The sequence below is a fragment of the Paractinoplanes tereljensis genome, assembly GCF_016862435.1.
GTDB classification, from domain to species: Bacteria; Actinomycetota; Actinomycetes; order Mycobacteriales; family Micromonosporaceae; genus Actinoplanes; species Actinoplanes tereljensis.
Window position 1 is genome coordinate 23,500 of the sequence record NZ_BOMY01000050.1, and the last position, 19,133, is coordinate 42,632.

Consider the following 19,133-nt stretch of genomic DNA (forward strand, 5'->3'; position numbering starts at 1 on the left):
TCGCGGGCTTGCGCTCGGCCACCGTTACCTCGCGAGGGCCTGCGCCTGAACGGTGGGCTGGATCGGCTGGGTCGGGAAGGTCTGGCCCGGCGTGATCTGGTCGGGCTGGGTCGGGAAGAGGTCCTGACCGGGTTGGGTGGGGAAGGTGCCCTGGCCGGGCGGTTGCGTGGGTGACGTGCCCTGGCCCGGCTGGGCGGGATCGGTCGGCTGGGTGCTGGGCTGGCTCAGGCGGAAGAGGACGGCGTCGTCCAGGTCCTCGCGGGTGATGCCCAGCGAGTCGACCGGGGTGTCACCGGCTCGTTCCCACGGGGTGCCGGCCACGTAGTCGCGCAGCAACAGGACCGTCGTGATGCCCTGGCCGCGCAGGTAGTCGACGCTGGCCTGATCGGGGAACGTCGTCGCGTTGCGCCGCAGGTCGGCCTGGCGACCGGCGGCGAAACCACCGGAGCCGTTGGCGATCTCCTGGAACCGGGTGGTGGACCACAGCATGGTCATCTGGTCGGTCAGTTCGGCCGTCGGCAGCACCAGCATCGGGCCGGTGACCGTGCGCATCGCGGCCGGCTGGTCGGGGACGACCGGGTGGGCGGTGGAGTTCCAGCCCTCGACCAGCACCAGGGCCAGCGGGATCAGCGTGGCCGTGCGCAGCCACGGGCCGGGCCACGGCGGGATGCGCGACTCGGCCCAGTGGTCGGCACGGCGGACGAACTCGGCGACCGCACCGGCGGCCAGCACCGCGAGCAGAAGTGTCACCCAGAGCATGAGCCGGCCCGGAATCCGGGTGCCCAGTGAGGCCGGCAGGTGGCCGAAGAGCGGGAGGTAGGTCCACTTGCCGTCGAAGAAGTTGGTGCCCAGGGTCAGGATGATCGTCGTGGCCAGGCCGGCCAGCAGGAACAGCCGCTGCCAGAGCGTCCAGATGGAGAAGGCCAGCCCGGCCAGGGCCAGCGCGTAGAGGACGAAGCCCGGCAGCAGCGACATCTCGGCCGGCCAGGTCAGCGACGACCGGGGCACGGCGTGCGCGCCGCTCCAGACACGCGACTCGGCCGGGCCGATCAGCAGGCTGCGCAGTGGCGGCGAGAAGAACTTGATCTCGGCGGTGGCGGTGGCCGTGCCGGAGCCCTTGAAGTAGGGAATGGCGATCAGCGCGGCGATCCCGGCGACGATGAGTGGACCGAGAACGTCGGCGACCAGCAGCCGCCAGCCCAGCACCGGTCGCTCGGTGGGCCGGCGGAACCAGCGGATCGGCACCCGGACGAGCAGCACCAGCAGGATGAGACCGAGCACGCCGAGGAACGGCAGGCCCAGCGAGAAGCCGAGGCTGACCTGCCAGGCCGCGACCAGCCAGCCGGCCGCAGCCCAGCCGGCGTTGCGATGTTTGCGGCGGAACCCGCGCCGCATCGACCAGCCGTGCCCGCGGGCCAGCATGGCCAGGGCGAGCGGGATGCCGCCGGCCGAGATGATGTCGAGGTGGCCCTCCTGGGCGAGCCGCCACGGGGCGGACGCGAAGGCGACCGCGGCGACCGCCGCACCGGTGCGGCCGGCCCCCAGCTGGCGGACCAGGGCGTACGAGCCGATCAGCAGCAGCGCGTGGGCCAGCACGAAGAGGATGTTGTAGCGCAGCGTCGCGGCCAGCGGGCCCTCGCCGAGCATTCCGGCCGGCGCGTAACCGAGCAGGCTGTCGCCGTACGCGAAGCTGTTGGGCTGGTTGAAGAACGCGTTGGACTGCCACAGCTGGACCGGGTCGGTGAGCAGGATGTGCCCGCTCCACGCGATCTGCCAGGCCTGCCGGGCCGGATCGCCGAGGTCCTGCGGCAGCGTGTGCAGCGGATATTGCAGGGTGGGCCAGGTCAGCGCCACGGCGATGGCCAGGGCGAGGTAGGTGACCACGGCGTACTCGTGGATCAGGCCGCGGCCGACGGCCCGGATGCCGCGGCGGATCCGCCCGGGGGGACGCTCGGCGGTGCTGGCGAAGGCTTTCCACGGGTCGGGCGGGGCGTGCGCGGGGCGGTCGCTGGGCAGCGGTTCCTTGAGCTTTACGCCCGGCGCGGCGGCCACATCGGACGGTGCGGCGGCAATGCCGTTCAGGCCGGCCGCGGCAGCCAGGGCGCCGACCGGGGGATTTGTCACCTGTGCCGGGATCTGTGGCGCGGCTACCGGCGCGGATCGTTTACCGAAGAAGAGAAAGCGTCGTCTTCCGGGCTTGTCCGGCGCCGGTCCGGCCTCGGCCACGGCCGGCTGGGCCGATGTCGATGTCGGGGTCGGGGTCGGGGTCGGGGTCGGGCTCGGCGAGGCCGCCCGATCGATCAGGGCCGCCCGAGCAGCCTCGGACATCGGAGGCTTGACCTCGACGGTCGGCTTCGCCGAAGCCGGTTTCGGCACCTCAACGGCCGGTTTGACCGGAGCCGGAGCCGCAGCCGGAGCCGGAGCCGGAGCCGGAGCCGGCTTAGGCGGCGCCAAACTCTCCGGGGGCGGTTTCTCCGGGGCACGCTGCGAAGGCGGCCCGGGAGCTGTGGGCTGCCTCGGCTGGTCGGTGGTCATGGTCCTCCCCAGTAACCGGGCGCGTCAGCGGCCCGCCCGCTCCCGCAGAAGGGCGATGTCGGCGGTCTGACCTTCGGTGCCGCCGGGCGTCTCGACGACGGCCGGAGCGCCGGAGGCCCGGATCGCGGCCACCACCAAGTCCGGGTCGATCTTGCCATTACCGAGGTTGTCGTGCCTGTCCTGCCCGGAGTCGAATCCGCCCTTCGAATCGTTGGCGTGAATCAGGTCGATGCGTCCGGTGATCGCTTTGACCCGGTCGACGATGCCGACGAGGTCTTCCCCGCCGGCGAAGGCGTGGCAGGTGTCGAGGCAGAAACCGGCGCCGAAACCGGCCACCGCTTCCCAGAGCCGGGCCAGGTCGTCGAAGCGGCGAGCGCACGCGTTGTCGCCACCGGCGGTGTTCTCGATCAGGATCGGCAGCGGCAGCCCGCCGTCCTTCTCGGCGTATTCGAAGGCCTTGCGCCAATTGTCGAAGCCGGCCGCCAGATCGGCGTCCTTGCCGACGTGGCCGCCGTGCACGATCAGGCCTTTCGCGCCCAACTCGGCCGCGGCCCGGGCATGCGCCATGAGCAGCTTGCGGCTCGGGATGCGGATCCGGTTGTTGGGTGAGGCGACGTTCACGATGTAGGGCGCGTGGATGTAGATGTCCACCTCGGACTCGCGCAGGGCCGCGGCATCTTCACGCGGTTTAGGCGATTTGTAACCCTGCGGGTCGGTGAGGAAGAACTGGACGGCGTCGGCACCGCGGGCGGCGGCCGCCTCCAGAGGATCGGTCGGATCAACATGAGCTCCGATGCGCATGGGGAAGAGCCTACGACGCGGGTACGACGCTTTCGCTCCCCGCGTCACCGGCCCGCGCCGGACCTCGTTGTCCCCAATCGAGGCTTTCATCGAACTGGGAGATGGTTCATGTCGCGGCAGTTCCGATACCGGATCACAGCTTTGGCGCTGGGCGGGCTGATCTTCGGGGCGCCGCTGCTGACCAACGGAACGGCGAGTGCCGAGCAGCAGGCCGAGCGTGGCCGCCAGGTGACCTTCGGTGGCGGCGGGGGGTTTGCCCTCTCCTGCCGTTCGCACCCCGACGTCGAGTCGCTGGTGATTCCGGCCGACAGCATCGTGCGGGTGGTCAACCGGACCGGCTACAACGCGCGATTGGAACTGTCCGGCGAGACCCAGGGCATGCTGCCGGACGAGGGTTCGGCCGAGGTGGTGTTCCGGCGCGGAACCACGTCGGTGACCGTCGATCCGAACTGCCCGCTCGGCGAGGACACCGCGCCGCTGCTGGTCACAGCCTCGCCGTCGGCCACCACGATGATGATGCCGGATCCGGGCCCGGTGCCCAGCGACGACAATTCGAGCAATTCGACCACGGCGCCGTCGGGTTCGTCGGGGGCGGCCTCCGGGTCGGCGGCGGGCACGACGAAGCCGAACTCGGCGCCGGCGACGACCCGCTCCACCCGGACCGGAGCGGCTGGTCATGTCGGGGATCGGGGCCCGGCCCGGCGGACTTCGACGGCCAACCGACCCGCCAAGCCGGGCGCCGATCAAAAGATCAAGACCAAGACTCCGGCGAGTACGGCGGGGAGCGTCGATCCGGCGTTCGCGGGCATGCCTCCGGGTGACCAGAAGACGCTGGACACCGGCGTACCGACGCAGCTTGATCTGACCCCGGCCACGCAGGATGCCGCGCTGGCGTCAGTGAGCCCGCCGCCCACCGAGATCGCCGCGGCCGAGCCGGTGGCGGCGATGGCGCCGATGAGCGAGTCCCGGCCGATCGGAATGCTCGCGGTGATCGCCGCGGTGTGCGTGATGGGAGTGGGTGCTGCGGCAATTCGGTCAATCGTGTCGCAGCGTGCAAACCGGGCAAACGTGGCGTAACGTAGTCGTCAACAAGCTCCGCGGGGCGGCCGCGTCCAACCTCATCGGTGTGGTCGTTCCTCCCCAGGTCCCACCCAGCGAAAGCGGATCGGGCGCCCCGCGGCTGAAGCGAGAAGGACCCCGTCGGTGGACGGGGTCCTTTCGATTTGGGCAGGTCGACCCGCCTGGGTATGCTTGCTCGGTTCGCAGTGTGGCCGTGGGCTTTCCCGTCCACGGCTTTTCATTGCGAGCGACACAAGACCTCCTGCCACGGAGAGACCGTGGCCGCATAGCCCACAGGAGGTGAATGTCTTGCGTCATTACGAACTTATGGTGATCCTCGATCCTTCGCTCGAGGAGCGCACCATCGCCCCGTCGCTCGATCAGTACCTGAAGGTGATCACGAACGCGGGTGGCTCGGTGGAGAAGCTCGACGTCTGGGGCCGTCGCCGGCTCTCGTTCGAGATCAACAAGAAGGCCGAGGGCATCTACGCTGTCGTCGACCTTCAGGCGACCCCCGAGGCTGTCGCCGAGCTGGACCGTCAGCTGCGGCTCAACGAGAGCATCCTGCGTACCAAGGTCATTCGGCCCGAGACCCGCTGATCCTCGTTTTTGTCAGGGGGTTCTGAGAACCTCCTACGAACGAGAACAGCGGCGAGGAGTAGATCATGGCAGGAGAAACCGTTATCACGGTCGTCGGAAATCTCACCGACGATCCCGAGCTGCGCTTCACCCCGTCGGGTGCGGCGGTTGCCAAGTTCCGCATCGCGTCCACGCCGCGGACCCTGGACCGTCAGTCAGGCGAGTGGAAAGACGGCGAGCCACTGTTCCTTGCGTGCAACATCTGGCGTGACGCCGCCGAGCACGTCGCCGAGTCGCTGCAACGCGGTTCACGGGTGATCGTGCAGGGTCGGCTGCGCCAGCGGTCTTACGAGACCCGCGAGGGAGAGAAGCGCACCGTCTACGAGCTCGAGGTCGACGAGATCGGCCCGTCCCTGCGCTACGCCACGGCGAAGGTGCAGCGGATGAACCGCTCCGGCGGTGGCGGGGGCGGCGGCTTCGGCGCCTCCAACGGCGGTGGTGGCGGTGGCAACCGGCAGCAGCCCAGCACGAGCACCAGCAGCGGTGGCGGCGGAGGCAACTTCGACGACCCGTGGGCGACTGCCGCTCCGGCCCCAGGTGGCGCCCGCTCCGGCGGCGGCACTTCCTCGTTCGACGACGAGCCTCCCTTCTAGCCCGTGAGGGCTGCATCGAGTTCAGGAGTAAGAGCAATGGCTAAGGCTGCGGCGCTTCGCAAGCCGAAGAAGAAGGTGAACCCGCTCGACAAGGACGGGATCACCTACATCGACTACAAGGACACCGCCCTGCTGCGGAAGTTCATCTCCGACCGGGGCAAGATCCGTGCCCGCCGGGTCACCGGAGTGACGTCCCAGCAGCAGCGGCAGATTGCCCGCGCGGTCAAGAACGCCCGCGAGATGGCACTTCTGCCCTACACGGCGACGGCGCGCTGAGGAAGGTCTGCGAAATGAAGATCATCCTCACTCAGGAAGTGTCCGGTCTCGGCACTCCCGGCGACATCGTCGAGGTCAAGAACGGCTACGGCCGTAACTACCTGCTGCCCCAGGGTTTCGCGATCCTGTGGACCAAGGGTGCCGAGAAGCAGGTCGTCGTCATCAAGCGGGCGCGTGACGCCCGGGAGATCCGCGACCTGGGTCAGGCCAACGAGGTCAAGGAGCAGCTGTCCGGCCTCAAGGTCACGCTGAACGCGCGTTCCGGCAACGGTGGGCGTCTGTTCGGCTCGATCACCCCGGCCGAGATCGCCGACGCGGTCAAGGCCGCCGGCGGCCCGGTGCTGGACCGCCGTCGTCTCGAGCTGCCGGGTCACATCAAGACCACCGGCTCGTACAACGTGCAGGTCAAGCTGCACCCCGAGGTGACCGCGACGTTCCCGGTGAACGTGGTAGCCGCCAAGTAATTCACTTTTTCATCGGCGCGTCGGGCTTCGGCCCGGCGCGCCGATGGCGTTCCGGGGGCTTGCGGCGGGTTTGAGGCGGTCAGCTCAGGCTGTTGCCGGTGATCGCGGAGGCCAGCACGGTGGCCAAGCCGCCACCGACGACCGCGGCCGCGAGGCCCACGCTTATCGCCTTCCACGAACTGCTGAACCGCCGGATGCCGACCGCGACCAGCACGCTGAGCACCAGCGAGACGAGGAACTGCGGAGCCGCGCTGGCCAGCGTGTCCAGCGCGTGCGACTGCGAACCGGAGTTGGCCACCAGCATGTAGATGATGAACAGGACGATCGGTACGCCGTACCAGATCACCGTGTAGCCGACCGCAGCTAGTGGGCCGCCCGACTCCTCATCAGTCTCCTCGTCGTCCGGGTCGAGCAGGTCGCTCTTCCGGATCGTCGGGAAGCTGCCGGTGACCGGCCGTCGCTCGTACGAGCCGGTCATGCCGCTCTGGAAGCCACGCGACATCGGGTCCCGCTGTTCGCGCGGGACCGGCGAGATCAGCGAGGTGGAGGTGGAGGATAAGTTCGACGATCGCGGTACGGCGGCTGAGCCGCCCGACCGAAAGGGCACGTAATCCGAGGTGCCGAAGCGCCGGGATTCACCGTCGGCCAGGTCGGCGGGATCAGCGAGATCTCGGCGCCAGTCGTCGCCGCCGCTCTCCCGGTAGACGGCCGAACCGCGGCCGGTGTCGGTGCTCTCGTCGAGCCGCCAGGAACTGAGATCCTTGCTGGCCGGATCGCCGAGCGTCCACGAAGGAGCTTCCGCGGCGGCCTCGAGTCGCCGGCCGCTCTCCGGATCGAGATCACGTCGCCAGTCGGCCGCGCCGGGCGGTTCCTCGACCCGCCGCCGTCCCGCACCGGACGGGTCCAGGTCACGGCGCCAGTCATCGGCCCCCGGCGGTTCTTCGACCGCCCGGCGCCCGGCACCGGACGGATCGAGGTCGAGTCGCCAGTCATCCGCCGCGGGCGGCGCCTCGTCGGCTCGCCGACGGGTGCCGTAGGGAACGCCGCTGCGCGGGGCGCTCGCGGGTGCGCCATAGGGAACGCCGCTGCGGGGCGCGTTGCCGGGACCGCCGTACGGAACGAGGCTGTTCGGGGCGGCGGGCCCGTCCACCCGGGCGCGGCCGCTGGGCAGCTCGCGGCGCGGCGAGCCGTAGGCCGGCCCGCTCGCGGGAGCGGCGCTGCCGCCGTAGGCCGGGCCACTCGCCGGGATGACGGTGCCGCCGTAGACGGGGCCACCCGCGGAGGCGCTGCTGCCGTAGGCCGGGCCGCCGCCGTACGCCGGGCCGCTGGTGGGGGCCGCGCCGAAGGTCGTGGTTTCGTCGTCGGAACGGGTGCGACCGCTCGGGAGTGCGCGCCGCGGGGTGCCGTAGGCGGGACCACTCGCGGGGGCGGCGCTGCCGCCGTAGGCCGGGCCGCTCGCGGGGGCGGCGCTGCCGTAGGTCGGCCCGCCCGCCGAACCGCCGTTGCCGGGACCCGCACCATAGACCGGGCCGTCGTCATACACGGGCCCGCCGGCCGAGCCACCGCCACCGTAGGTGCTGGTGTCGTCCGGGCGGGCGCGGCCGCTGGGCAGAGCCCGCCGCGGAGTGCTGCCGTAGGCCGGACCGCTGCGCGGCGCGCTCGACGGGCCGCCCTCGCCACGACCCGGAGCGGGGTAGTCGAAATCGTCACCGGGCGGCGTGCCGTAGGGCATCGCACTGCGCGGCGAACTGGACGGCATCGCGCTGCGCGGTGCACTGGACGGCATCGCGCTGCGCGGGGAGTTGGACGGCATCGCGCTGCGCGGTGCACTCGAGGGCATGGCACTGCGCGGTGCGGGGCCCGGGCCGCCGTCCTGGCCGGGAGGTGTGCGCCAGTCGTCGTCGGGTTCCGGCCGGCGGCGTGCCGCGCGGCCGCCATCGTCCGGTGTAGATGGTCCGGCCGGTAACTCGCGACGTGGGGGCTGCGGCGGTTGCCCGGACTCGCGGCGGGAGGCCTCGTCACGCCACGCCTGCACGCGCGGGTCATCGTCGGAGCGGGTCCACTGGCCGGTGTCGGGGTCGCGGGTCCAGCTGCTGGTGTCCGGTTCGGCAGCCCAGGAGCCGGTGTGCTCGCGCCAGTCGTCCTTGACCTCGTTGTAACGCGCCTTGCCACGTGACGGAGGCCGCGGCGAACCATCCGGCCGTCCGCCTCGGCGGCCACCCGGACCTGCGGGCCCGCTCGGCGCACCGGTGTCCCCGCGGTCGTCCCCGGCAAAACGCGGGTCGTCGGTCGGCTCGGCCTCGCCCCGGCTGCGCCGCCGACCGATGCCGGTCGACGAAATCGCAGCCTGACCGGGACCGGCAGCACCCCGGCCGAATCCCGGCCCGCCCTGCTCACCTGGCCCAGCACCGCGCCCGAATCCACCCGGCTCGCCTGGTCCGGCGTCGCGGCCGTAGCCAGCCTGCTCGCCCGGCCCAGCACCGCGCCCGAATCCACCCGGCTCGCCTGGTCCGGCGTCCCGGCCGTAGCCGCCTTGGTCGCCCGGTCCGCTGCCGCGCCCGAGTCCGCCAGGCTCGCCGGGCCCAGCGTCGCGGCCGTAGCCAGCCTGCTCACCCGGGCCCGCACCGCGCCCGAATCCGCCAGGTCCGGCGTCGCGTCCGAAGCCGGTTTGATCGGCGGGGCCAGCGCTCCGGCCGTAGCTGCCCGGCTCAGCCGAAGATCCGCCGCGTCCGAAGCCGGTGGTGGGGGCCGATGCGGGTGGGTCGGTGGGTGCGCCGTTGCGGCCGTAGCCGTTTTGGTCGGCGGGGCCTGCGCCGCGCCCGAATCCGCCCGGCTCGGCCGGAGCTCCGCCGCGACCGTAGCCGGTCGTGGGCGCCGAGGCCGGTGGGTCGGTGAATGCGCCGTTGCGGCCGTAGCCGTTTTGGTCGGCGGGGCCTGCGCCGCGCCCGAATCCGCCTGGCTCCGCCGAAGACCCGCCGCGGCCGTAGCCGGTTGTGGGCGCAGAGGCTGGCGGGTCAGCTGGGTAACCGCGGCCGAAGCCGGTGGTGGGGGCGGATGCGGGTGGGTCGTTGGGTGCGCCGTTGCGGCCGTAGCCGTTTTGGTCGGCGGGGCCTGCGCCGCGCCCGAATCCGCCCGGTTCCGCCGAAGCTCCGCCGCGGCCGAGGCCGGTCGTAGGCGCCGAGGCCGGCGGGTCAGCCGGGTAACCGCGGCCGAAGCCGGTGGTCGGAGCGGCAGCGGGCGGCTCCGACGGGTAGGCGCCGCGGCCGTTGGCCGGCGGGTCGGCTGAATAGGCGCCACGCCCGAAACCGGTGGTCGGCGCAGCGGCCGACGGCTCCGAGGGGTAGGCCCCGCGACCGTTGGTCGCTGGGTCGGCGGGGTAAGCGGCGCCGCGGCCAAACCCGGTGGTCGGCGCGACCGGCGGAGGCTCTGCGGGGTAGGCGGCGCGGCCGGGAGCCGACTGCGAGTCCGCCGGATAGCCGGGTCCGCGGCCGGGGGCCGACTGCGAGTCGGCCGGGTAGCCGGTGCTGCGGCTAGGGGCCGACTGCGGATCGGCCGGGTAGCCGGCGCTGCGGCTTGGGGCCGACTGCGAGTCGGCTGGGTAGCCAGCGCTACGGCCGGGGGCCGACTGCGGGTCGGCCGAGTAGGCCGCGCCGCGGCCGAAGCCGGTGGTCGGCGCCGAGGATGGTGGCTCGGCGGGGTAGTTCGTGCCGCGAGCGCCGGCCGATTGCGGGTCGGCCTGGTAGTTGCCGCGGCCGAAGCCCGTGGTCGGAGCGGCGGCCGGTGGCTCGGCGGGGTAGGCGCTGCGGCCCGGAGCCGACTGGGGGTCGGCCCCATAGGCGGCGCCGCGGCCGAAGCCGGTGGTCGGTGCCGAGGATGGTGGCTCGGTCGGGTAGCGCGTGCCGCGGCCGTCGGCCGGCTGCGGGTCGGCGGAGTAGCTGCCGCGGCCGTAGCCGGTGGTAGGGGCGGATGCGGGCGGGTCGCCGGCGTACCCGCGTGGGGCGTCGGCCGCGGGCGCCTCGTCCGCGTAGCGATTGCGGCGCGGCGCGGGCGGGGCCTCCGCAGCGTGACCGGCCGGCCGGTCGTCGTAGCTGATCGGCATCGGCGCGGCCGCGCTGCGGGCGCCGGAGTCGGTGCGGCTGGGATCGGGGCGGCCGGCGTCGTCGCGGCGGGAGCGGCGGCTGGGCTGGTCATAGGGGTTGGCTCGCTGGCCGGAGTCTTCGTAGGGCGCCGACGGGAGGGCACGGCGGCCCGTGGAGGCGTCGTGCCGGCCGGTGGTGGCGGGATCGGCGCCGGTGGACCAGGTCGACGTCGTGGGGTCGGTGAACGCCGGCATGCTGCTGGTGTCGGTGTGGCCGGCCCAGTTGTCCGAGTCGGAGCGGGTGGCCCAACCCGTACCCCCGGACGGTCTTGATCCGCCCTCGGGGGCCCGGCGGCGCCCGACCTGCGGTGATCCATCGCCGGAGTCTGCGTCTCGCCGCCAGGCGGCGCGGTCGTCCTCGCGGACCAGATGGCGTCCGTCGTCGCGGGGGGTCTGCCAGCTCGGTCGTTCGGCCGGGTCGTCCATGCGCAGCCAGTTGGAGATGGACTCCGGGTCTTGCTGGGCGCCGGCCGACGCGGACCGGTTGTCGGTCAGATCGCTCCAGGTCGCGGTGCCCTCGATCGAGTCACGCTGCCATGGCTGGCGGCCGCCGCCGTTCCGGGCCGGCTGGTCGGGCTTCGGGTCGACGAACCCCTGCCAGGACGGTGAGCTCTCGGCCGGTGGCCGTGGCGCCGGCTGCTGCCAGGAGTTTTCCGGGGCCGGTGCGGCGGTCGGCGAGGTGAACTGCTGCCAGGCCGGGCGGGGCTCGGCGTCGTCGGGGGCGGACCACGGGGTGCTCGAGATGGCCGGCTGAGACGTCGGCGTCTCGGCGGGCGTCTCGTAGGACCGGTTGCCGCCGGCCTGCCAGGCCTCGGTGGTGGAGCGCCAGCCGTGCGATCCGGTGGTGGAGCGCCACTCGGTGGTCTGTCGCCAGCGCGCGCCGGTGGCACGCCACTCAGAGGTCTCGGTGCGCCAGCCGACACCGTCGGCCGGGAACGCGGGCCGGCCCTTGGCGACGTCGGTGTATCGGTTGACCGGCTCGACCGCCTGGGACTGGTCGGACTCGGCCTGCTGCGCCCACGCGTCGGCGCGGCGCTGCCAGGTGAGTGCCTCGGGGCTGGGCTGCATGCTCCCGGTGTCGGTCAGCGATGACCATTTCGGCTCAGGCTCTGCCGAATCAGTATTTTCCGGACTTGGGGAGGGCCACGGCTGTGCCGCGCGGCGATCCCGCGGCATGCGGGCGCCGTAGTCCCATTCCCGTTGGTCCACCCAGAAAGCGTGACGTGCGCGAGACCGAACCGCAACGCCTCCGGGCGACGGCTTGCTCACGCGGGGCAGCTTTTTCCTCCTCCACAGGTGGGGACAGTGTTATCGCTGCTGGATAAGGCACATGTGGCACAAACTCCGAGGGTTGTCCCCAGGATGTGCACAGGACTGCCCACAGCCTGGGGCGGGATGTCCACAGGTTGTCCCGAGACTCATCCACCGACGCAGTTGGGCAGGTGGCAGGCGGGTTCGTAGAGTGGGGCCGCCTTGATCGGAGAGATTTTTTCTCGATCGTGGCCGGGTTCCACCAAAAGTGTCATACCCGAGTTGTTTGATCACCTGAACCGCACCGCCGAGTGGAGGGAGTCTCCGGGTGTCAATCACCGACGACGCACGGCCGGAGTCACGACCACCGGCACAATCCGGCGGAAACGGACCGCCGCGCAATGGTGGCCCGGGCGGCGGTGGCCCGACCAACAACGACGGCCCGCCCGATCGTGGCTTCGACAAGTCCCCGCCGCAGGACGTCGCGGCCGAGCAGGGCGTGCTCGGCGGCATGCTGCTGTCCAAGGACGCCGTCGCCGACGTCGTCGAGATTCTCAAGGTGCACGACTTCTACCGTCCGGTGCACGCCACGATCTTCGACGTCATCATCGATCTCTACGGGCGGGGTGAGCCGGCCGACGCGCTCACCGTGGCGGCGGCCCTGTCCGACTCGGGCGACCTGCAGCGCATCGGTGGCGTGCCCTACCTGCACACGTTGATCGAGAGCGTGCCCACCGCGGCCAACGCTTCCTATTACGCGCGCATCGTCTCCGAGCGGGCCATCCTGCGCCGGGTCGTCGAGGCGGGCACGAAGATCGTTCAGCTCGGCTACGGCGCCGGCGGCAATGGCGGCCGCGATGTCGACGACATCGTCGACCTGGCCCAGCAGGCGATCTACGACGTCACCGAGAAACGGGTCAGCGAAGACTTCGCGGCTCTCGGCGACATGCTGCAGCCCACCCTCGACGAGATCGAGGCGGTCGGCGCCGCGGGCGGTGGCATGAGCGGTGTGCCGACCGGCTTCTCCGACCTCGACCGGCTGCTCAACGGCCTGCACCCCGGCCAGCTGATCATCGTGGCCGGGCGACCCGGTCTCGGTAAGTCGACCGCCAGCATGGACTTCGCGCGTAACGCGGCGATCCGGCACAACTGCGCCAGTGCCATCTTCTCGCTGGAAATGAGCAAGATCGAGATGGTCATGCGGCTGCTCTCCGCCGAGGCCCGGGTGCCGCTGCACGTGCTGCGTTCCGGCCAGCTCACCGATGACGACTGGAGCAAGCTGGCCCGCCGGATGGGCGAGATCAGCGAGGCCCCGATCTTCGTCGACGACACGCCGAACATGAACCTGATGGAGATCCGGGCCAAGGCCCGCCGTCTCAAGCAGCGCCACAACCTCAAGCTCCTGGTGATCGACTACCTCCAGCTGATGAGCTCGCCGAAGAAGACCGAGAGCCGTCAGCAGGAGGTCTCCGAGCTGTCCCGAGGCCTCAAGCTTCTGGCCAAGGAGGTCGAGTGTCCGGTGATCGCGGTGTCGCAGCTGAACCGTGGTCCCGAGCAGCGCACCGACAAGCGCCCCCAGCTGTCCGACCTGCGCGAGTCCGGCTCGATCGAGCAGGACGCCGACGTCGTCATCCTGTTGCACCGTGACGACTACTACGACAAGGAGTCACCCCGGGCCGGTGAGGCCGACTTCATCGTGGCCAAGCACCGAAACGGCCCGACCGACACGATCACGGTGGCGGCGCAGCTGCACCTGTCCCGCTTCGTCGACATGGCGATCGTCTGACTCATTCCGAGTCGGCGACCAGCACCGACGCGGTGCTCCACTGACCCGGCCCGTGGTACGGCAACGGCGCCGGGTGGCCCTGGCCGTCGACGACCAGGGCGTCCACTGAGACGACGTTGGCGGTCGATGGCACGCCGTGATGGCGGTAAAGGGGAACCTCTTCGCTGATCCGGCCCACTTGGGGGTCGAGGAAGAGGATGGCGCCGTCGTGGTTCGCCGCGGCCCAGGCGTGGCAGCCGCCCTCCTCCAGGTCGGTCAGGATGAAGGCGAACGCGCCGTGGCCGGAATTGTGCAGGTGGTTCGACAGGTTTCGCATAGCGGCGTCGACCGCCGGCTTGGCCGCGTCGGGGTCGGCACCGCCCTGGAACGGGCAGAGGTTCTGAAACGTCGTGCCGGTCGCCAGCTCAACCCGCCGCAAACCGTGCCATTCGGCGCCGACCGGCCGGTCCGGATCGCCGGCGGCGTAGGCGTCGAACGTGCGCGCCGCCGCCACCCGCGGCCGTCCGTGCACATAGGTGTCGAAGAGCGCCAGCACCCCGTCGAGGCAGTTCAGCCCCCGTGTCGGGTCGCCCGCCGGCCCGTCGGCGTTGGCCAGGCTGAACCATCGCCCGGATCGCGGATCGGCCAGGCGCACCGCCCGGCCGTCGCCGTCCTGCGGCATCGCGTCTTCCAGCGCCCTCTGATGTGCGGCGAGGGGCGTGCGCAAACCCCCGTAGGTGCCGTAGCGACGAGTCCGGTCGATCGGCGGCGGCTCGTCCTTCCCGGTCAGCGCGGATCGCTCGTCGCCATTTATCCCGCCCGGCGCGAGCTCGCCGCTGTTCATCCCGCCCGGCGCGAGCTCGCCGCCGAGCAGTTCCCGTTCGGCGGTCGGATCAAGCCCGATTACGGCCGGATCGAGCCGGACCACGGCCGGATCGAGCTTGCCGGCGGCGACCCGCGCCTGACCCGACTCGATCTCGGCCAGCAGGGCTCGAAGGTCCGTCGAGCGAGTTCGCAGTTCCTCACCGCGCCGGGTAGAACCGGTGAGGATCTCCTGGTCGGCGAGTCGGCCCAGGTCCCGAATCCGCACCCGGGTGTCGTCGGCGACGGCCGCCAGGAAGCCGGCATATTCCGCGCCTCGTATATCAGCGGCATATCCGGAATGTTCCAGCGGCCGGAGAGGCTCCGCGGGCGGCACCGGGAGGGCCGCCGGGCGTGGCGGGATGATCGCGACGGTTCGGATGCCCGGCTCCGCCGCGTCGATGCGGGCAGATGCCGACGGCGGCTCGACAAGATCGGGGACCGCGGGCCGCGGTGCCTCATGCCCGAGCGCTTCGACGATCCGCTCCAATTCGGACCGTGGGATCCGCCGGGTGATGGCACCCGGTTCGGCGCCGACCTCGAGCAGCCCATTCTCGGCAACCGGCCGGGTGGCCGCGGGGCGATTGGCGTGCCGCAGCACCCCGGCGGCACTGATCACGCGCGGAGCCCCGGAGCCAACCCGATCCGCCGGCGGAAACAGGCGGCGGGTGGCGTTCTCATCCGTACGCCCGGGTGGGGATTGGGCGACCTCGGCGGAGGCCGCACGCCCAGACTGGGGTTGGGCTACGTCAGCGGAAGCCGCGCGCCTGGGCTGCGGCTGGGCGACGTCGGCTGGGGCCGCAGGCCCGGGCGCAGGCGGGGCGGAGGCCGCCGGCCCGGCGCTCAGCCGGTCGGTCAGGCGTCCGGAGCTTTCCCGGATGGCGAACCTGGTCGCCATCAGCAGCCCACCGGCCGCCGGCGCGGACGCGCCCAGCGTGAGCGCCGTCGCGACCATCGTGCCGAGGAGTTCGGTCAGCAGCAGGCCGACCTCGATCCAGGCCTCCAGCTTGGCCGCCTCCAGGTCCCGGCCGCACTCCTCGACCAGTCCGCCCAGCTCGTGCGCGATCTCGATCAGTGAATTGAGCGGCGCCGCCGGATCGCCGGCCAGCCGCTGCCAGGCGTCCTGGAAGCCGGCGTTGCGGTAACCGGCCATGATCTGGGCCGCGCCGGCGAAGGCCGCCTCGTGCGGCGCGGCCAGGGCGGCCGCCACCGCGAACCAGCGGTCCGCGACGTCCCAGGTGGCGGCCTCGTCACCGGCCGGCCAGTCGGGACCGACCACCCACTCGAGTGTCTCGTGAACCCAGCGCGGCACGTCGAACGGAAGCTGCTGGAGGGGGTGCGGGATCGGGCTGGGCAGCGCCGTCACGGTTGCTCCAGGCTGTCCTGAGCGGCGCGGGCGGCGGCGTCGCCGAGACTTTCCACATACGCCGCGAGTTGCTGCCAGGCGGTGAGGACCTGGGTCTCGACCGGGCGGTAGCGCTGCTCGAAAGCCTGCCCGGCCTCGTCGCCACCCCACGGCGGCGCGGCCGACACGGCGGCGACCGCCGCGCCGGGACCGTCACGCTGTGCACCCAGCTCGCGACCGGCGGCGCTGAGTAGTCGCGCCCCCTGCCACGCCGGGTCGAAGTCGAGCTCGTCGTCGTCGCTCACCGCAGATCGTCCCGGGTAGCCCGGAAGGAACTGTCGGGTTCCGGATAGCTGGCCCGACCGAGGGGACCGTCCTGATCGGACCGTCGTTTGCAAAACGCCTGGTCTACCACGGTGTTGACTCCCGTTCGCCGCCATCGAACGTCGTGACTTTACCGGGCGTCGTCACGTTGGGCGATCCGGTAACTTCATTCCGCACAAGGAGGGAAATCCACAATGATCACTCGGGGTGAGGCCGAGGAGATCGCCGCACGCTGGGCGCGTGGCGAGGCCGATCAGCGGGGTTACGGATGTGTGCCGGCCCTCGCCGAGTTCGATCTCGGCTGGGTGATCTGGACTCGGCCGGCGCCCGACGTGCTGCCGGTTCCCGGCGATGGCGCCCGCACGGTGATCGACCGGGAGACGGGCGTGCTGTCGACCTGGCCGGCCATCCCGCCGGACGACATCGCCACCCTCTATCGGGAGCGCCGGCCGCAGCCCTCGGCGACGGTCGACGCGTGGGCGACGCTCCGCCGGTCGGTCCGCCGACGGCCCAGCCCGGCCACGGTCGCCGAGCTCGTCGTCGACGGCCGGCTGTTCCGGGCCCAGGGCGCCAAGGGCGACCAGACGATCAGCCACCATCCGCTGGTGGAGGGCAGGCTGGGCACGATGCCGGTGGCGTCCCGAGTGCGCGGCGCCGAGCGCCACGCCGAGCTGATCGCCGCCTCGGACGCCCTGCACGAGGTCGGCCGGGACGGTCTGCGGAGTGGTGGCTTCGGCACCTTCCTCGTCCGCGACCAGGGCGACCCCGACGCGGGCGCACCGGTTCGGCCCTGCGAGACCTGCCTGGCGGTGCTTGTCGATCTGGGTCTGCTGCCGCCGTCCGACCTCGGCTATGCCGCCGAGTGGCACCACGGTGTCGACGGCCCGGCCGGTCGTTTCCCGCCCGAGGTGTCCCGGGTCCTGGCCGGTGGCGGCTGGCTGGGAGTCGAGTTGCCGCTGGTCGCCGCGATCGAGGAGGCCGAGCGGCTCAGTGGCCTGCCCGCCTTCCCGGCCGCTCGGCGGGCACTGTCCGAATTCGCCGGGGTGCGCTGCGGCCGCCGCGGCCCGGGTCGTCGGCGCGCGATCCGGCTGTTGACCTTCGACCCGCTCCCGGCGGCCCGCCAGCACCGGGCCCTGGTCGAGTTGGCCGAGGTGCTCGGTGTGCCGGTTTTCCCGTTGGCGGTGGAGGGCGGCGACGCGCTCGTGGTGATCGACGAGCGTTCGCGGGTCTTCATCCTGGACCAGGCGGGCGACTGGTTCGTCGGCGAAACCGTGGACGAGGCCGTGATCGGCCTGCTCACCGGCGACGGCCCGGCCGACCGTCTGCACGACGACGGCTCGTGGCCGTGACCGTCCGCGCCGACCCGGTTGATGAGTCGGCGCGGCGGACGGACAACGGCGGGACGGATCAGTCGAAGAGTTCGTTCAGGAAGCTCTTCTTACGCTTGTTGCGGTAGTGGCCATGGTGGCCGCCATGCTGCCGGTAGTGGCCGTGATGCCCATATTGCGGGGCGGCAGCGGGGTAACCGTGCGCGGCCGGCTGACCGTAAGCGGGCTGGCCGTAACCGGGCTGGCCGTAACCGGGCTGGGGAGCCGCGTAACCGCCGCCGTGGGCCGGCGGGGGCGGCGGCGGGGCGTAGGCGCCCGGCGGCGGTGCTGTGGGTGCGGCCGGGCGGGACGGGGCCTGCCGACTGTTCCAGTTCGACTCGGCCTCGAAGAGTTTTTCCAGCTCACCACGATCGAGGAAGATGCCCCGGCACTCGGTGCACTGATCGACCGTTACGCCGCTGCGCTCGTACACTCGCATCTCGCCGTGACACTTCGGACAGGTCATCTGCATCTCACTGACGGTACAAGGCTGTGTCACCTTGCGGGCGGCGTCCGGCTGTGTGCTTCCTGTGTGTGCACAGCGGCGGGAGAGGCCAGAGCGGGCGCCCACACCAGGAGCGCCACGGGGTAGAGAAGGTAGCCGAAGCGGGTCGTGGGCATCAGCAAGATCGCGGCGAGCAGACCCCATCCGCTGATCAGGGCGGCGGCCCGGGCGGTGCGGGGCGGCCACCGCAGCAGCCGGAAACCGATCAGCAGTGCCACCGCGACCAGCAGGGCCGAGGCAACGTACCGGCCGCCGGGCAAGTTTTGCGCGATCAGGTAACCGGGGAACGGCGACTGCGCCGGACTGGTCACCACGCCGTGGCCGAGCGGGAAGCGCAGCACGTTCTCCACGAACGCGTCCGCGTCGACCAGGAACGGCGGGATCAGCACGAGCAGCGGCAGTCCGATCGCGCCGGGCAGCAACGACCTCCACCGCCGGTTGGCGATGGCCAGCACGATCAGCACCGCGACGACCGGGAAGGCGAACAGCTTGCAGGCCGCGGCGGCCCCGACGGCCACGCCGGCCCACCCGTAGCGGTCGGCGGCGGCGAGAGTCAGGGCCAGCAGGCAGAGCGCCATGACCGGGATGTCGTCGCCCCCGGTGGCCAGGGTGAGCGCGCAGATCGGGAACACGGTCGCGGCCTGCAACCCGCGCACCAGCGCCGAAGAGGAGCCGAGCAGACGTGCGGCGGCGATCAACGCGGCCGCGGTCGCGACCGCGAACCAGACCCGGGCGTCGGTCCACCAGAAGTCCCCGAAGACGGCTCGCGGCAGGCCGAAGATCGCCATCCCCGGCTGGTAGGGGCTGTACCCCATCAGCCGATCATCGGCCGGAAGCGCCAGCAGCGAATCCCGGCCCAGGTAGGGCGTGCCGTCGTGCAGGAGCCGCGCCCCCATCCGCTCGACGACAAGCACCTCTTCCTGAGCCCGGTCGGTGCGCCCGCCGGACCGCTGCACCGCCTCGACGATCAGCGGCAGCAGGGCCACCGCCGCCCAGGTGAGCCAGACGAGCAGGTGGCGACGCAGCAGGAAGACGCCGACAGCGGCGGCCGCGTACCCGAAAGCGGCGATCCAACCCCAGGCACGATGTGGCAGCAGGGTCGAGGTGAGCGCGGTGACCAACGCGAAGAGGGCCGACAAGACATAAAGAAACAGGTCAGCCGTACGGCCGCCGCCCGCCCGGTCGATGCGCGTGAGCAGGTTGGTCACGC

Annotated in this window: 14 protein-coding genes; 7 read left to right on the plus strand and 7 right to left on the minus strand. The window is 71.8% G+C overall.

The genetic code is table 11. The annotated features are described in order from the left end of the window. Positions 1-24: 24 nt before the first annotated feature. Positions 25-2,328, minus strand: a complete 2,304-nt coding sequence (locus tag Ate02nite_RS38270) for a hypothetical protein (protein ID WP_239148011.1) — start codon at positions 2,326-2,328, stop codon at positions 25-27. A gap of 231 nt (positions 2,329-2,559) precedes the next feature. Then, positions 2,560-3,336, minus strand: a complete 777-nt coding sequence (locus Ate02nite_RS38275; RefSeq protein ID WP_203812810.1) for a deoxyribonuclease IV — start codon at positions 3,334-3,336, stop codon at positions 2,560-2,562. A gap of 108 nt (positions 3,337-3,444) precedes the next feature. On the opposite strand from Ate02nite_RS38275, the gene Ate02nite_RS38280 reads away from it, so the two are divergent. From Ate02nite_RS38280 to rplI, 5 genes are all read left to right on the plus strand, one after another. Then, on the plus strand, positions 3,445-4,413 hold the full coding sequence (locus Ate02nite_RS38280) for a hypothetical protein (RefSeq protein WP_203812811.1): 969 nt from the start codon (positions 3,445-3,447) through the stop codon (positions 4,411-4,413). A 291-nt stretch (positions 4,414-4,704) separates the two neighbouring features. After that, positions 4,705-4,995 carry a 30S ribosomal protein S6 gene (rpsF, locus tag Ate02nite_RS38285; protein ID WP_202998188.1) on the plus strand — a complete coding sequence of 97 codons (291 nt, stop codon included), beginning with the start codon at positions 4,705-4,707 and terminating at the stop codon, positions 4,993-4,995. A gap of 65 nt (positions 4,996-5,060) precedes the next feature. Then, on the plus strand, positions 5,061-5,627 hold the full coding sequence (locus Ate02nite_RS38290) for a single-stranded DNA-binding protein (protein WP_203812812.1): 567 nt from the start codon (positions 5,061-5,063) through the stop codon (positions 5,625-5,627). 36 nt (positions 5,628-5,663) lie between these two features. After that, on the plus strand, positions 5,664-5,903 hold the full coding sequence (gene rpsR / locus Ate02nite_RS38295; RefSeq protein ID WP_007073789.1) for a 30S ribosomal protein S18: 240 nt from the start codon (positions 5,664-5,666) through the stop codon (positions 5,901-5,903). Positions 5,904-5,917: 14 nt separating this feature from the next. Further along, entirely contained in the window at positions 5,918-6,367 is a 450-nt protein-coding gene (gene rplI, locus Ate02nite_RS38300; protein WP_203812813.1) for a 50S ribosomal protein L9, read from the plus strand. Positions 6,368-6,446: 79 nt separating this feature from the next. On the opposite strand, the gene Ate02nite_RS38305 is transcribed toward rplI, so the two are convergent. Continuing rightward, positions 6,447-11,573, minus strand: a complete 5,127-nt coding sequence (locus tag Ate02nite_RS38305; protein WP_203812814.1) for a hypothetical protein — start codon at positions 11,571-11,573, stop codon at positions 6,447-6,449. 511 nt (positions 11,574-12,084) lie between these two features. On the opposite strand from Ate02nite_RS38305, the gene dnaB reads away from it, so the two are divergent. Next, on the plus strand, positions 12,085-13,542 hold the full coding sequence (dnaB, locus tag Ate02nite_RS38310; RefSeq protein ID WP_203812815.1) for a replicative DNA helicase: 1,458 nt from the start codon (positions 12,085-12,087) through the stop codon (positions 13,540-13,542). A gap of 1 nt (position 13,543) precedes the next feature. Here dnaB and Ate02nite_RS38315 read toward each other — a convergent pair whose 3' ends face one another. Both Ate02nite_RS38315 and Ate02nite_RS38320 read right to left on the minus strand, forming a co-directional pair. Then, positions 13,544-15,748, minus strand: a complete 2,205-nt coding sequence (locus Ate02nite_RS38315; protein WP_203812816.1) for a toxin glutamine deamidase domain-containing protein — start codon at positions 15,746-15,748, stop codon at positions 13,544-13,546. Further along, entirely contained in the window at positions 15,745-16,032 is a 288-nt protein-coding gene (locus tag Ate02nite_RS38320; RefSeq protein ID WP_203812817.1) for a hypothetical protein, read from the minus strand. Before Ate02nite_RS38320 ends, Ate02nite_RS38315 begins: the two co-directional genes overlap by 4 nt. 213 nt (positions 16,033-16,245) lie before the next feature. Here Ate02nite_RS38320 and Ate02nite_RS38325 point away from each other — a divergent pair, with 213 nt between their 5' ends. Next, positions 16,246-17,400 carry an SUKH-3 domain-containing protein gene (locus Ate02nite_RS38325; protein WP_203812818.1) on the plus strand — a complete coding sequence of 385 codons (1,155 nt, stop codon included), beginning with the start codon at positions 16,246-16,248 and terminating at the stop codon, positions 17,398-17,400. A 58-nt stretch (positions 17,401-17,458) separates the two neighbouring features. On the opposite strand, the gene Ate02nite_RS38330 is transcribed toward Ate02nite_RS38325, so the two are convergent. Continuing rightward, positions 17,459-17,890, minus strand: coding sequence for a TFIIB-type zinc ribbon-containing protein (locus Ate02nite_RS38330; RefSeq protein ID WP_203812819.1), 432 nt, complete (start codon positions 17,888-17,890; stop codon positions 17,459-17,461). A 23-nt stretch (positions 17,891-17,913) separates the two neighbouring features. After that, a complete protein-coding gene (locus Ate02nite_RS38335) occupies positions 17,914-19,131 on the minus strand; it encodes a glycosyltransferase 87 family protein (RefSeq protein WP_203812820.1) in 1,218 nt (405 codons plus the stop codon). Positions 19,132-19,133 lie beyond the last annotated feature (2 nt).